Genomic DNA, 14,555 nt, shown 5'->3' with positions numbered 1-14,555 from the left:
GCGGCTGTCGCCGCGCCTCAGGATGAGGTCGTGGGTGGGATGGTGACCTCATCCGCAGCAGGACGAATCCGTCTACCGGCCTCTCAGTACAGCGGCGGCACCTGGACATTGGGAATCGGGAACGGGCCGAGCATCAGGCGGCCATCGGCGAGCCGAAGGGGCGGCATAGCCTTGAGCGACGGATCTCCCGTCGCAGCAGACGCTGCGGCCGCTTCGGCGTCCTGGCGGCGACTTCCGCCACCGAGCAGCTTGCCGACCAAGCCTCCGATCAGAGCCCCCTTCTCCGCCCCGAAACGCTGGCCCATGATCTGACCGACCAGGGCCTCCACCCCGGCGGCGCGGATATCGATCTGGCCGGCCGGGCGGTGCTCGTCGTCGAGGGCGATCTTCCCTTGAGCTTGGAGGCGGCGATCTCCCTTCGCCAGGGAAAGCAGGGCGATGTCGAGGCTGCCGCCGGCCTGGCGCCAGGTTTCGAGCTCACGCGCGACCTGCCCGGTCCGGAAGGTGGTGGCCCGATTCACCGTGGCGTCGAGCGCCGCGTCGACGGGGGCGGTATTGCCGAGGAGGGGATCGAGGACCGGCACGTTCGCCTGGGTCAGCCGCAGGCTGGTATCGACGGCCCCCTCGGTGGCGAAACGGGCGGGTGTCGGCCGGGCGTGGAATTCGAGGTGCTTGGCCGTCACGTCGATGGGCTGCGGCGCGGCATTCTTCACGCTGACTTTCGGTCCATCCACCGCCAGGGAGGCCCGCGTGAACCCATCCGAGGTACCGTGGAAACTCGCCTCCAGCGAGGTCCAGGTGGCGTCGGCGACGAGGCCGTCCTGTTCCACGTGGAACGGCCCGCTCGCCTGCAGGATGCCCTGGCGCGGCTGGTAGACCTGCACCACCGCGGTCAACGGTCCGAGGGTGAAGCGGCTATCGGCCCGCGAGAAGGCGAGGGAGGCGCAGCGCAGTTCGATCCGGAAGGGATAGCCGGTGATCGAGCGATCGGCGCAGGTCCAGTTGCGCCCGGCCGAAGCCTCGCGGGCGATCCAGGCATCCATCTCGGAGCCGGCCTTGCCGCGAATCCAGAACCAGCCCGCGCTCCAGAGCAGGACCACGGCGAGGAGGAGGATGTAGGGTAGGAACAGGCCGGTCCGCGATGGCCGTTTCCTGGCCGTCAAATCCGGTGCCTGCGCCATCGTCAGCTCGCCTCGATCTCGAAGCCCCGTCGCCGTCGACAGGGGGTCCTTCGTGACAGAGCTTTGGCGGGTCTCAACGCGGCGAAAGCATGGCCGCCCGCCGATTCAGGCCGCGACGCCCATCATCTGATCCAGGGGATGGTCCACCTCAAGATCGGCCACGATCTCGCAGCGCTCGGCCTCATCCTCGGCGAGGCGGTGAACATGCATCTCGTTCGCACCGCCATGGCGCGCACGAGCGATCCAGTTACGGGTGAGCCGTTCGCGCGGGCTCGACCCCGCCGCAGTCACGGCGATGAGTTCGCCGATCCCGGCGGAATCCCGGCGCACGGCCATCACCACCGCCTCGCCCATGTCGTCGAGTTCGCGCTCGACCAATTCGTGGATGCCGACGACGTAGCGGCGCCCGGACCGTCCGCGCCAAGCGCTCAGCACCAGGGCAGGAGTTCCACGCAGGCTGGCCGCCGTCCTGAGACGTACTTCGCGCATCGGTGGGATCTCCGGATCAGAGGATGGGCGTCGGTGAAAGCCGTGTTCCGCGCCTTGCGGCACGAGAACGGAGACGGCTTTCTCGTTCGCCCTTTGTTCCAGAATAATCTTAACAATTTCCACCCGTCAAGAGTCGCGCTGTCGCTCTCTGCAGGGTGCCTCCGACCGGCTTATCCACAGCCTGTGGATAGACTGAGCGCTCACGCGGTCCTGGATTGTTCTGCGACGGCACCGGTCTCGGGCACGGCATGACCGCGTGCCGCCAGATCCGCCCGGCCGGACGCCAGGAGAGCATCGGAGGCGGCTTCGATCCGAGTCTGCATCTCCTCAAGGAACGCCGTGCGGTCCAGCCCGGGAGCGATGGGGGGGAGGAACTCGATCACCGTGGTGCCGGGGCGGCGGGTCAGCTGGCGGCGGGGCCAGTAGAGGCCGCTGTTGAGGGCGACGGGCAGGCAGGGCACGCCCAGGGCCGCGTACAGATGGGTGATGCCGAGCTTGTAGGCGGGGGGTGAACCCGGCGCCTTGCGGGTGCCCTCGGGGAAGATGATGAGCTGGCGTCCGTCGCGGATGGCGCGCGCCGCCGCCTCGTTCATGGCGGCCATGGCGCGGGTGCCCTTGGACCGGTCGATGGCGACCATGCCGGAGCGGGAAAGGAACCAGCCGAAGAGCGGGATCCAGAGCAGCTCGCGCTTGAGGATATAGGCGAAGTCCGGGAAGGCGGTGACGAGGGCCAGGGTCTCGAGGGCGGATTGATGCTTGGACGCCACCAGCAGCGCTCCGGGTGGGCGGTGGTGCAGCCCCCTGACCTCCACGCGTACACCCCCGACCACGCGCAACAGCCACAGGCTTACATGGGCCCAGAACCGGGCGACGCGGATGCAGGCCCGCTCCGAGACGAGGGCCGGCAGGCCGCCGATCGCGATGAGGGCGGTGGCGAGATAGAAGACGATGTTGAAGGCGATGGAGCGGAGGATGTGCATCGGAAACCCGGAATGATGCCCTTCCTGTAGCGCGCGCAGTCCCGCCGCACCATCCGCCGGGCCCGAACTGCCCTATTCGCCCTCGGCCAGGGTTCCGCGCTGGCGTGTATCGGCGGCCCCGGCCACGAATCCCTTTCCCATCATCACCGAATTGGCCGAGCCCGAACTCGACCCCACCCGCACCGCGTGCCCCTTCGCCCGGAGCAGAGCGAGGGTGTCCGGCGAGAGCCCGTCTTCGGCGAACAGCACGTCGGGGCGCCATTGGTGATGGATGCGCGGAGCGGTGACCGCCTCGGCGAGGTTCATACGGAAATCGATGACGTTGACGATCACCTGCAGCACCGTGGAGATGATGCGGCTGCCGCCCGGGCTCCCGGTGACGAGGACGAGGCGTCCGTCCCTGAGCACTATGGCCGGCGTCATCGAGGAAAGCGGCCGGGCCCCGGGCGCCACGGCATTGGCCGGGCCACCCACGAGGCCGTAGGCGTTGACGCTCCCGGTCTTGGCCGAGAAATCGTCCATCTCGTTGTTGAGGAGGACGCCGGTCCCTTCCGCCACGAGCCCGAACCCGTAGGAGAAGTTCAGGGTCGTGGTGGTGGAGACAGCGTTCCCGGCGCGGTCCACCACCGAGTAATGGGTAGTCTGGTCGGATTCGTAGGGCAGCGGGTCGCCCGCCTTCACCGCGTCGGCCGGGCGGGCGCGAGCGGGGTCGATGGCGGCGCGCAGGGTCTCGGCATAGGCCTTGGCGGTGAGGCCCCGCACCGGCACCTCCGAACGAGACGGGTCGCCGAGCCAGGTGGCCCGGTCGGCATAGGCCGGCTTCATCGCCTCGGCGAGGGTGTGGAGGGCCTGGGCGCTGCCCGCGCCCATCGAGGCCAGGTCGAACCCTTCGAGGATGTTCAAGATCTCGATGAGATGAACGCCGCCGGAACTCGGTGGCGACATCGAGACGATCTCGTAGCCGCGATAGCTGCCCCTCACCGGCTGGCGGATCACGGGCCGATAGGCGGCAAGGTCGCCCGGCGTCATCACCCCGCCGACATCTCTCGCCGCCGCCGCGATCCGCTCCGCGATCGGGCCGGTATGGAACGCATCGGGCCCCTGTTCGGCGATGGCCGTGAGGGTCCCGGCGAGATCGGGCTGGACCAGGGTCTCGCCCCGCTGGAGCGGTCGGCCGTCTCGGAAGAACACGGCTCGGCTCGAAGGCCACCTTCCGAGGCGGTCGGCGGCGCGGGACAACGAATCGGCGAGCCCGCCCTCCACGGGAATCCCGTCCCTGGCCAGCGCGCGGGCGGGAGCGATGAGATCGGCGAGGGTGAAGCGTCCCGACCCGTAGAGGCGGTGCGCCTCGGCCAATCCGCGCACGGAGCCCGGGACACCGACGGCCTTGCCGGTGCGGATGGATGCGCCGCGATCGGGCTGGCCGTCGGGCGCGAGGAACATGTCCGCCGTCGCCGCGGCGGGTGCCGTCTCACGAAAATCGATGGCTACGGTCTCGCCGGTCCCGGCGAGGCGAACCAGCATGAACCCGCCGCCTCCGAGATTGCCCGCCTGCGGCAGTGTCACCGCGAGGGCGAAGCCCACCGCCACGGCGGCATCCACGGCGTTGCCCCCGCCTTTGAGGATCGCGACACCGACGCGGGTCGCAAGGGCATCCTGCGAGGACACCATGCCGTGTGTCCCGAGAACGGGGAGGATGCGGGCATCGTCGGAAGGGATCGGGGGCAGTTCCGGGACCGCTTGCGCGAGGGCTGGTCCTGACAGGAGCGTGAGAAGCGCCAAGGCGAGGCTGAAGCGATGTCCGGTCATGCCCAATCCGTCATGCGAGGCTCTCCCACGGCATCCTGCGCCGATGCCCGTCGCAGCCAACGCAACGACAGCGGTGCCCGTTCAGGCCCCCACGGGCCGGTCGCGTATGGCGATCCAGCCATAGACCAGCCCGGCGGCCGCTCCGGCAAGGAAAAGCAGGGCCGTGACCCGTCCCTCAACGGCGAGGTTGTGGGCGGCGAGGGAGGCGGGCGCGCCCCGCATCAGCCACGGCACGAGGGCGGTGGCGAGCCCCGTGCCGACGGAATAGGCCGGAGCGCTGCGCAGGTTCATCGCCTCGCCGATGAGCGCCATGGCGAGGGGCGGCAGCACCAGCAGGACGAACCCGGCGCGGGCGATACCGGCGGCCAGGAGGAGGAGTGCGTCGGGTCCGATCCCGGAGGCGAGGTCGGTCATCCCCTGCAGGAAGCCGAACAGGCCGAGCCGGGTCAGCGCCTCGCTGGAGACCGGATCGAACAGGATGGCGACGACGAGCACCAGGGCCCCGCAGGGAATGGCCAGACACAGGGCGAGAGACGCCCAGATCAGGCGGCCAACGAGCCGCATGGGACGCGCTCAGCCTTCGTCGTCATCGGCCCCGGCATAGACGCCCTCGGCGCCGATCCCGTCTTCCAGCATCATCCGGGCGCGAGCGCGCAGCTTCTCGGTCTCGCTCTTGAGCTGGCCGCAGGCGGCGAGGATGTCTCGGCCGCGCGGCGTCCGAACCGGCGACGCGTAGCCGGCTTCATAGACGATTTCGGAGAATTGCTCGATCCGCTCCCAGTCGGAGCATTCGTAGATGCTGCCGGGCCAGGGATTGAACGGGATCAGGTTGATCTTGGCCGGGATGCCCTTGAGCAGCCGCACCAGTTCGCGCGCATCCGCATCGGAATCGTTGACGCCCTTGAGCATCACGTATTCGAAGGTGATGCGGCGGGCATTGTTGAGGCCGGGATAATTGCGGCAGGCCGCAAGCAGTTCGGCCAGGGGATACTTCCGGTTCAGCGGCACCAGCGTGTCGCGCAGGTCGTCCCGCACCGCGTGGAGCGAGATCGCCAGCATGGCATGCGCCTCGACTCCGAGCCGCTGCATCTGCGGCACCACGCCGGAGGTGGAGACGGTGATACGCCGACGGGAAAGGCCGAGGCCTTCCTGGTCCGACATGACACCCACGGAATCGATCACGTTGTCGATGTTGTAGAGGGGCTCGCCCATGCCCATGAAGACGATGTTGGTGACGGCGCGGCGGGTCTCGTCCTCCCCAGCGGCCACCGGGTTCTGGCCGACCCAGTCGTTCAGCCGGTCGCGGGCCACGACCACCTGGGCGGTGATCTCGGCGGCGGTCAGGTTGCGCACCAGACGCTGCGTGCCGGTGTGACAGAAGCTGCAGGTGAGGGTGCAACCGACCTGGGACGAGACGCAGAGCGTGCCACGACCCCGGCCGGGAATGTAGACGCACTCGATCTCGGCGCCGCGATTGTGGTCGTGCTTGCCGGTGGGTGCCATGCGCAGCAGCCACTTGCGGGTGCCGTCGCGGGAAATCTGCTCGGTGACGACCTCGGGCCGCTCCAAGGTGTAGGCGCGCGCCAGATCGGCCTTGAGCCCCTTGCCGACATTGGTCATCTGGTCGAAGTCGGTGGCGCCGCGCGCGTTGAGCCAGTGCCAGAGCTGGCCCGAGCGCATGCGCTGCTCGCGCTCCGACACGCCGATGGCGGCAAGGCGACCCTTCAATTCCTCGCGGGTGAGGCCGATGAGGGACGAGCGGCCCGGCGGAACGGCGTCCGGCTGGAACTCGGGAAGCTTCTCGATTGCGGCCACGACGTTGACGTCGCGACCGGCGGTGTCGAACGACGCCGTCGCCATGGATCTCTAACCTTCGGACTTGGAACGAATCCGATATAGGCGATCCCGCACCGGAACGCGAATGCGTCCCGATGCGTGGACGGAATGGCGGGGTCTATTGAGCCGGTTTGGGCTCGGCCGGAGGCTTCGCCTCGGCGGGTGGGGTGGCTGTGCCCATGGGAAGCAGCACGTTCTTCACGACATTGCCCTCGGGGCCGTATTCGCCGGCGACCGCCAGGCAGGCCTGCTCCCGGTTCAGCTGCATCTGATTCGACATCAGCGCGAAGATCGTCTGGACCTTGTTGCCGAAGGGTCCACGTGGGCCGACATCGGCGGCGCTGACATTCTGCTTCTGGAGCAGGGCATCGAATTGTTCGACGCCGATCTGGTAGCCGCAGACATTCGCGGCGGCGAAGATATAGGCAGCGAATTCCAGGGCACGGGGCGGAGGCGCGTTGCGGATCTGGGCCTGCGCAAGGGTCGGTGCGAGCAGGCCGGCCGCAAGGCACAGGGTGAGAACGGGTTTCAGGCGCATGGACGGCGTTTCCTCGGAAGCATTCTTGAGGCGGCGCGGATTCTTACGTTCCGCTTATGCTGCCCGTCCGAGATAGACCGCCGGGCCGTCCTGTCAAAGCGACCGTTTCACCGCGTCAACCGAGCGACCAATCGATGGGGGAAAGGCCCCGGCTCGCCAGCCAGGCATTGGCCTCGTCGAAGGGCCGCGTGCCCGGGAAATCCCGCAATCGGTTGAGCGGCGAGGGATGTCCGGTCTCGATGACCCCGCATCGTTCGCGGTCGATGAGGGCCGCCCGCGCGCGGGCCTGTGCGCCCCAGAGCAGGAAGATCGCGGAGGTCGGGCGGGCAGAGACCGCCGTCACGGCCTCATCGGTGAGGGCGGACCAGCCATAGCGCAGATGCGCACCGGATTTGCCGGCCTCCACAGTGAGAGCGGAGTTCAGGAGCAGCACGCCCCTTCTGGCCCAGGGGGTGAGGTCTCCGCTTATCGGCGGGCCCGGCAGTTCGGCGAGGATCACCTTGAGAGAGGCCGGAAGCCGGCGGGGACCGACATAGGAAAAGGCGAGGCCGTTGGCATCGCCCGGCGTCGGATAGGGGTCCTGCCCGAGGATCACGGCCTTCACCGACTCCAGCGGCGTCAGGGTGAGGGCACGGAAGACCGCATCGGGGGAAGGCAGGACCGTCGCTCCCTCGGCGATCCGGCGATCGACCCGCGCGCAGACGGCATCCGCCGCTCCACCGGAAAAGAACGGCAGCGTCAGCCAGGACGAGCCCGAGGCGCGGAACTCGTGGAGGGCCAGGCTCAGCGGGCCGTGCGCCGTCACCGGATCACGATCCGGCCGTCCTCGGGAACGGAGAGGGGAGCATGCCGGGCGATATAGGCCATGACTTCGTTGGCCACGAGCTTGCCGTCCGTGGCGCCGATCAGGGTGCGCCCGTCCGCGAGGAGGCCGTAGCCGTTGCCGCCATCGTAGAGGAAGTTGTTGGAGGCCACCGTATAGGTCCGCGTCTCGTCGAGGGGCTGTCCGTCCACCAGGATGGACTGAATCCGGTGTCCCGCATTCGCCCCCGGATCCACCGTGACGACGAGACCCGAGACCTGCGGGAAACGACCCGCCGGGCGGCCGAGATCGGCAAGGGCCGATTCCAGCAGGGTCCGCACCTGGGCGCCCGTCAGCGAGACCAGAACCGTGGTGTTGCCGAAGGGAAGCTCGGTGAGGATGTCGCGCCGGGTCAGCACGGTACCGGCCGGATAAAGCCGGTTGCCGCGAATGCCGCCGCCATTGGTGAGGGCGATCTCCGCCCCCGTCGCCGCCCGGAGCGCATCGCCGACGAGGTTGCCGAAGCTGCCTTCGCGGAGGCGCACGGTCGAGATGCGGCTGTCGAGGGGCGTGCTGATCGTCCCCACCGGCACATCGAGTTCCTTCGCCAGCCGGGCCTCGAGCCGCTGTGTCAGGGCGAGGGTCTCGGGATCGGGGGTGATGTCGGCGGTGTCATGGATGCGGAAGGTCGGGTGCCAGGACAGGGTCCGGGCCTTGCCCGCTCCTTTCACCGTTACGGCGACGTCGATGGCGGTGACGTAGCGGGCGTCGAAGCTCGACTCCGCCAGCAGGCTGCGCCCGTCATACTGCACGATGAGGTCGTGGTCGTGGCCAGAGAGCAGAATGTCGACGATCCGTGCCGCCACGATCGCCTCGTCGGTGATCCGCGCCGTATGGCAGATGCCCACGATGAGCTCGGCCCCTTCGTCGCGAAGGGCCTGGGCCGCCGCACGCAACGTCTCGATCTCGGGACCGAAGACGAGGTCGCCGGATTGCGATTTCTCCGGCGTGCTGGCGAGGGCGATGCCGACGATGCCGACCCGGATCCCGCCGAGCGTCACGATCATCCGGTCGCGGATCCCCTTGAGCGGCTTGCCGTCCGCACCGCGTAGATTGGCCGCGAAGACCGGAAAGGCCGCCTCGCCCATGCGCTGGGCGAAGGTCGTGGGGCCGAAATCGAATTCGTGGTTGCCCGGAACGAAGACATCCGGCGGCGCGATGTTCAGGAGTTCGACGATATGCGCGCCGCGGTCGAACCCCGACATCAGCGAGGGGGACAGGGTGTCGCCGGCATGGGCGTAGAGCATCGGCACGCCGCGCGCCCGCTCGGCCTTCACCACAGCGTTGAGGCGGGCGAAACCGCCACGGCCCTCGACCTCGGACATCAGGTAGATGTCGTTGACGAGGAGGAGCGTGAAGGTCGGTTCGATCGCCCCAGCACGGGCTGGCGCGGCCAAGCCTGCCGCGAGACCGGCCCCGAGACCGAGGCTCAGGGTCTGACGACGGGTAGGACGTGGCATCGCGACAGGTCTCCGAGGGGCCGGGCGGCGGAGTTTCCACCCGAAATCCAGTGTGGACGCGATCGATGAAGCCGATGCAACAACGGGGCACCGGTTCCGGCATCAGGCCGGAACGCCGAACTCAGCGAGAGGCGAAACCGTCGCGCACCGCCTTGGCGTTGCGGCGGATCATCGGCCAGATCCAGGCGCCTGACACCAGATAGGCGGCGGCCGGCATCGGCTTCAGATCGACGGCCAGGCGCTGGGCGAGGCCGGGATTGGCGAGTTCGCCCACCGGGGCGTCGGTCTTCACGTAGACGACCGTCGTGTCCTCGCGCCAATATTCGGGATGGGGGACGAGGCCGGCCCGACGGGCGAGAAGGTCGAAGGTCTCCCGGACGTAGCCGTGGACATGGGCGAAGTGGAAACGCTCGTGCGGCGGCTTGCCGGTGGCGGCCATGTTCGGCACGGCAGCATAGAGCACCCCGTCGGGCTTCAGCCAGCGCGACAGGCGCTCCATCACCACGGCCGGATCGCGCAGGTGCTCGAGCACGTGATGCGTCGAGATCACGTCGAAATGCCCGGGCGGAAAACGCTCGTCGCTGGCATCGTCGAGAACCTCGACCTTGTGGTGCTGGCGGGCATAGGCGGCGTAGTCCCGGCCGGGCTCGATGCCGACCGCCTCGCAGCCCCGGGCGCGGACGGCGGCCAGGAATTCGCCCGAACCCGAACCGAAATCGAGCACCCGGGCGCCGGGCTTCAGCTTCGGCGCCAGCAGGTCGGCGCGGAAGGTCGCTTCGCGGGCCGAGCGGTTGAGGTGGTGGCGCGGCGGCCCGCCGGCGAAGGCGAGCTGGTAATCCGCCCGGTAGGCATGGGCGTAGTAATGCGCCAATTCGTCCGGCGTCGGCATCGGGTCGGTGCGAATCAGCCCGCATTGCGCGCAGGCGATGGATTTCAGGGTCTTCAGCCGCCGGTCGGTCTCCGCCACCGTCACGGTCTCGCCCGATCCGCACAGATTGCAGACCGTCGGCGCCCCCTTATAGGGGTAGCCGGTGAACGGCATGAAGTGGTTGAAGAAGTACCGGGGAGACGGCATGTCGCGCCTTCATTGACGAGATGGTCGCTGGCAGGTCTCGTGCTCTAGATAGATATGCCGTCTGGTACAACTGTGCCGGAATGGCGTCATTCAGATAACCGCGCCTCACGTCGGCGCTTCGGAAACCCGATGAACGAACGCGTCGAACCGACGTCCCTCAAGGACATCAAGCCGTTGCAGACCAGCTCCTCCGCGACCGCCAGCCTGCCCTCCGACCATCCGCCCGTGCGCTGGGGCCGGGTCGGCGTGCTTCTGATGAATCTCGGCACGCCGGAGGGCACGAGCTATTGGCCCATGCGCCGCTACCTCAAGGAGTTTCTGTCCGACCGGCGCGTCATTGAGGTGCCGCGCCTGATCTGGTGGCCCATCCTGAACCTCATCATCCTCACGAAGCGTCCCGGCCCGAAGGGGCGCGATTATGCCAGCGTGTGGAACAACGAGCGCAACGAGGGTCCGCTCAAGACCATCACCCGTGGGCAGTCCGAGCGGCTGCAGGCAGCGATGGGTGATTCCGTCGTGGTCGACTGGGCGATGCGCTACGGCAAGCCGGAAGTGTCCCTGCGCATCCAGGCGCTCCTCGACCAGGGCTGCGACCGCATCCTGCTGGTGCCGCTCTACCCGCAATATGCCGCCGCCACCTCGGCTACCGCCTGCGACCAGGCCTTCAAGGCGCTGATGCAGATGCGCTGGCAGCCGACCGTCCGGGTCTCGGCGCCGTATCACGACGACCCCGTCTATATCGAGGCCATGGCCACCTCGATCCGCGAGGGATTGGCCAAGCTCGATTTCGAGCCGGAGGTGATCCTCACCTCGTTCCACGGCGTGCCGAAGAGCTATCTTCTCAAGGGCGATCCCTACCATTGCCAATGCGTGAAGACCGGGCGGCTGATCCGCGAGGCCCTGGGCTTCTCGACGGAACGGATGCGCACGACCTTCCAGTCGCGCTTCGGCAACGAGGAATGGCTCAAGCCCTATACCGACGAGACCGTGCAGACCCTCGCCAAATCCGGTGTGAAGCGCATGGCCATCGTGGCGCCGGGCTTCACCGCCGACTGCCTCGAGACCCTGGAGGAGCTCGACGGTGAGAACCGCCATTATTTCGAGGACAATGGCGGCGAGCGCTTCGCCTACATCCCCTGCCTCAACGACAGCGACCTCGGGATGAAGGTGATCGAGAACGTGGTCCGCCGCGAATTGCAGGGCTGGATCTGAGACGCCGACACCGCCCGCATGGGAGGTCGGCGGACTTCCCGCTCCGTGGGTGGTCGCCAAGTCCGGATGCGGTTGATAAAGGACGCGGCATCAGACGGCGGGTGAACCATGACGAGACCGGAGGCAGTCGATCCGATCGACACCGTGCGAGCGGATGAGGGAACGCGGCTCCTCGCGCATTTCTCGCACGGAGGCTACGGCCCGGTGACGCCCGCCGTGCTGCAGCCGGTGGAGCCGTTCCTCGAACTCTCCGGCGAGGATATCCGCCGGCGGATCTTCGTGACGCAGGACGCATCGGGCGCGGAACTGTGCCTGCGGCCGGAATTCACCATTCCGGTCTGCCGCCAGCATCTGGCGCGGGGCGTCGGGACGACCGCCGATTACAGCTATCTCGGCCCGGTCTTCCGGCTCGGCTCCGGCGAGGCGGAGGAGTTCCTCCAGGCGGGCATCGAATCCATCGGCCGCACCGACATCCCGGCGGCGGATGCGGAGGTACTCGGCCTCGCCCTCGAAGGCCTCGACCTGCTCGGAGCCGGTGAGGTCTCGGTAAGGCTCGGCGACATGGGCGTCATCGACGCGCTGCTCGATGGGCTCAACGTGCCGCCGGCCGCCAAGCGGCGGACGTTGCGAGCGCTGGCAGCCGGCCGTTCCCTGGACGACGTCACCACCGTGGCGACCGTGGAAGACCCGCATGCCGGCCTCCTGGCGGCGATCCAGGGCCAGGATCCGAAGGGCGTGCGCGCCTTCGTCGAGGACGTTCTGTCCATCGCCGGCATCTCCCGCGTGGGCGGACGCAGCGCCGGCGAGATCGCGGAACGCTTCCTCGCCAAGGCCTCGGCGCGGGCTAATGGCGGCGCCGGGCTCAACACTGAGAACCGCGCCATCGTCGAGCGCTACCGCGCCATCTCGGGCGATCCGGATCAGGCCGCCAACTCCATGCGCGAGCTCGCCGCCTCGGCGGGCGTCACTTACGCGCCGCTGGAAGCCGCCCTCTCCTTGTTCGAGGAGCGGACCGGCTTCATGGCCGCGCGCGGTCTCGACGTGGAGCGGTTCCGGTTTTCGGGCAGCTTCGCCCGCAACCTCGATTATTATACCGGCTTCATCTTCGAGGTGACGCGAGGGCAGGGCGCCGCCCCCCTCGTCGGCGGCGGCCGCTATGACGGCCTGCTCCAGCATCTGGGCAGCCCCACGCCGATCCCGGCCGTGGGCTGCGCCGTCTGGCTGTCCCGTGTCCTCACGTCGGAAGGATCGTCCCGTGGCTGAGACCGTTCCGACTCCCCAGGCTTCGCAAGGCCCGGCCGAGGGCCCCCTCGTCCTCGCCGTGCCCTCGAAAGGGCGCCTGCAGGAGAACGCTTCCGCCTTCTTCGCCCGGGCGGGGCTGAAACTCGCCCAAGGGGCGGGGGCGCGCGACTATCGCGGCAAGCTCGTCGGCGTACCGGATGTGGAGGTGCGCTACCTCTCGGCTTCCGAGATCGCCAACCAGCTCGCCAGCGGCAGCGCCCATCTCGGCGTCACCGGCGAGGATCTGATCCGCGAGAGCCTTCCCGATGCGCGGGGCCAGGTCGAGTTGCTGACGCCGCTCGGCTTCGGCCAGGCCACCGTCGTCGTCGCGGTGCCGCAGGCCTGGATCGACGTCCGCGCCATGACCGATCTCGATGAGGTCGCGGCCGAACTCCGCATCCGCCACGGGCGCCGCCTGCGCATCGCCACGAAATACGTGAACCTGACCCGGCGGTTCTTCGCCGAGCACGGGGTCGCCGATTACCGCATCGTCGAGAGCCTCGGTGCCACGGAAGGCGCGCCTGCTTCGGGCTCGGCGGAAATCATCGTCGACATCACCACCACGGGGGCGACGCTCGCCGCCAACGCCCTCAAGATCCTCGACGACGGCATCATCCTGCGTTCGGAGGCCAATCTCGTCGCCTCGCTGACGGCGCCCTGGGGCCAGAGCCAGAAGAAGGCATTGCGCACCGTGCTCGGCCGGATCGCGGCGGAGGAGCGCGCGCGCCTCACCCGCGAGATCCGGGCGGCGATGCCGGCCGACGGCGATCTCGATCTCGCCGGGATCAGCGCCCTGCACGATGCCCAGCTGCCCTACGGCATGCCGGAGAACCGGAGCGCCGAGATCGTGCTCCACTGCCCGGTGGACGCCACGTTCGACCTCGTGGACGATCTCGTGAAATCCGGAGCGAGCGCGGTCAGCGTCAGGCGGATCGACTACGCCTTCGGCCCGGACAACCCATTGATCGACCGGCTGCTCACGCGGCTGGGCTGAACCTCTGTGGGGCCTGCTTCCTACAGCGGCCCCTGCTTGGCGAATTCCGAGAAGACGCCGCGCAGGGTCTTCAGGCGCGCCTCGTAGGCCTTGGTCAGGCAGGCGACGTCCGCTGCGCAGCTGCGCCGTTCCTGCAGCCAAGCCTCCTGGTCGTCGCGCAGCTTGGCGTTTCCGCCCATGGGCAGGAGCCCGCGCAGGATCTCGAACCGGACCGCCATCTCCACGTCGAGATCGTTGAGGGGAAGATGGCCGCAGATCGCCTTTTCGTCGGGCGTCTCCGCCTTCTCGCACGGAAAGCTCGCGGCCTCGGCACCGGATGCGGCCAGCATCATGACCGCGGCAAGGCCCCATGCTCTGTAACGAGGATGCGATGCGATCATGATCAGAATCCCGGCTTGACGATGACGAGGATGACGATGGCCACCATGAGGAGCGTCGGGACCTCGTTGACCATCCGGTAGAAGCGGTGGGTCCGCGCGTTCCGGTCTGCGGCGAAATCCTTGACCATCCGCGAGAACCAGCCGTGGCAGCCGCTCATGGCGAGGACCAGGGCGAACTTCGCCTGCATCCAACCCGACGCGTAGAACCCGCTCTGCCAGACGAGGAACAGGCCGAGCAGCCAGGTGACGATCATGGCCGGGTTCATGATCGCCTTCATCAGGCGCCGTTCCATGACCTTGAACGTCTCGGACTGGGCCGAGGAGGCCGGCCCCTCGGGCAGGGACGCGTGGTAGACGAAGAGGCGCGGCAGGTAGAGCAGCCCCGCCATCCAGGAGATGACGGCGATGACGTGGATCGCCTTGATCCAGGGATAGAGCGTGTCGGCCATGGTCAGGCC

Annotated in this window: 15 protein-coding genes; 3 read left to right on the top strand and 12 right to left on the bottom strand. The window is 68.3% G+C overall.

The features are described 5' to 3' along the window. Window positions 1-83 precede the first annotated feature (83 nt). From ACYQR9_RS04660 to ACYQR9_RS04615, 10 genes are all read right to left on the bottom strand, one after another. Complete coding sequence (locus tag ACYQR9_RS04660; RefSeq protein ID WP_461228851.1) at window positions 84-1,181, bottom strand: DUF2125 domain-containing protein; 1,098 nt, start codon at window positions 1,179-1,181, stop codon at window positions 84-86. Window positions 1,182-1,286: 105 nt separating this feature from the next. After that, window positions 1,287-1,670 (bottom strand): hypothetical protein, encoded by a 384-nt coding sequence (locus ACYQR9_RS04655; RefSeq protein WP_207411156.1) that lies wholly within the window; start codon window positions 1,668-1,670, stop codon window positions 1,287-1,289. Between the two features lie 200 nt (window positions 1,671-1,870). Continuing rightward, complete coding sequence (locus ACYQR9_RS04650; RefSeq protein WP_461228850.1) at window positions 1,871-2,650, bottom strand: lysophospholipid acyltransferase family protein; 780 nt, start codon at window positions 2,648-2,650, stop codon at window positions 1,871-1,873. A gap of 72 nt (window positions 2,651-2,722) precedes the next feature. Then, entirely contained in the window at window positions 2,723-4,459 is a 1,737-nt protein-coding gene (gene ggt, locus ACYQR9_RS04645; RefSeq protein ID WP_461228849.1) for a gamma-glutamyltransferase, read from the bottom strand. An 81-nt stretch (window positions 4,460-4,540) separates the two neighbouring features. Beyond that, window positions 4,541-5,023, bottom strand: a complete 483-nt coding sequence (locus ACYQR9_RS04640; RefSeq protein WP_461228848.1) for a hypothetical protein — start codon at window positions 5,021-5,023, stop codon at window positions 4,541-4,543. 9 nt (window positions 5,024-5,032) lie between these two features. Next, window positions 5,033-6,319: a dual-specificity RNA methyltransferase RlmN gene (gene rlmN, locus ACYQR9_RS04635; protein WP_207411152.1), complete on the bottom strand. Its 1,287-nt coding sequence runs from the start codon at window positions 6,317-6,319 to the stop codon at window positions 5,033-5,035. Window positions 6,320-6,413: 94 nt separating this feature from the next. After that, a complete protein-coding gene (locus ACYQR9_RS04630; protein ID WP_056422980.1) occupies window positions 6,414-6,833 on the bottom strand; it encodes a hypothetical protein in 420 nt (139 codons plus the stop codon). 115 nt (window positions 6,834-6,948) lie between these two features. Then, on the bottom strand, window positions 6,949-7,638 hold the full coding sequence (locus ACYQR9_RS04625) for a uracil-DNA glycosylase (protein WP_461228847.1): 690 nt from the start codon (window positions 7,636-7,638) through the stop codon (window positions 6,949-6,951). After that, window positions 7,635-9,155 carry a bifunctional metallophosphatase/5'-nucleotidase gene (locus ACYQR9_RS04620; RefSeq protein WP_461228846.1) on the bottom strand — a complete coding sequence of 507 codons (1,521 nt, stop codon included), beginning with the start codon at window positions 9,153-9,155 and terminating at the stop codon, window positions 7,635-7,637. Before ACYQR9_RS04620 ends, ACYQR9_RS04625 begins: the two co-directional genes overlap by 4 nt. Before the next feature lie 121 nt (window positions 9,156-9,276). Next, window positions 9,277-10,230 (bottom strand): class I SAM-dependent methyltransferase, encoded by a 954-nt coding sequence (locus ACYQR9_RS04615; protein WP_056422972.1) that lies wholly within the window; start codon window positions 10,228-10,230, stop codon window positions 9,277-9,279. Window positions 10,231-10,359: 129 nt separating this feature from the next. Here ACYQR9_RS04615 and hemH point away from each other — a divergent pair, with 129 nt between their 5' ends. The 3 genes from hemH (at window position 10,360) to hisG (ending at window position 13,717) form a co-directional block, all read left to right on the top strand. After that, the gene (gene hemH / locus ACYQR9_RS04610; RefSeq protein WP_056422969.1) at window positions 10,360-11,442 is read left to right on the top strand and encodes a ferrochelatase; all 1,083 of its coding nucleotides are present in this window, start codon (window positions 10,360-10,362) and stop codon (window positions 11,440-11,442) included. Between the two features lie 108 nt (window positions 11,443-11,550). Then, on the top strand, window positions 11,551-12,705 hold the full coding sequence (locus ACYQR9_RS04605; protein ID WP_461228845.1) for an ATP phosphoribosyltransferase regulatory subunit: 1,155 nt from the start codon (window positions 11,551-11,553) through the stop codon (window positions 12,703-12,705). Further along, the gene (gene hisG / locus ACYQR9_RS04600; protein ID WP_056422962.1) at window positions 12,698-13,717 is read left to right on the top strand and encodes an ATP phosphoribosyltransferase; all 1,020 of its coding nucleotides are present in this window, start codon (window positions 12,698-12,700) and stop codon (window positions 13,715-13,717) included. The genes ACYQR9_RS04605 and hisG overlap by 8 nt, the downstream gene beginning before the upstream one ends. Before the next feature lie 20 nt (window positions 13,718-13,737). On the opposite strand, the gene ACYQR9_RS04595 is transcribed toward hisG, so the two are convergent. Continuing rightward, window positions 13,738-14,097, bottom strand: a complete 360-nt coding sequence (locus ACYQR9_RS04595) for a lysozyme inhibitor LprI family protein (protein WP_311275645.1) — start codon at window positions 14,095-14,097, stop codon at window positions 13,738-13,740. Between the two features lie 2 nt (window positions 14,098-14,099). Then, entirely contained in the window at window positions 14,100-14,546 is a 447-nt protein-coding gene (gene hemJ, locus ACYQR9_RS04590) for a protoporphyrinogen oxidase HemJ (RefSeq protein WP_207411146.1), read from the bottom strand. Window positions 14,547-14,555 lie beyond the last annotated feature (9 nt).

The organism is Methylobacterium sp. CM6241 (assembly GCF_054817845.1).
This window is presented reverse-complemented; position numbering and strand designations above follow the sequence as displayed.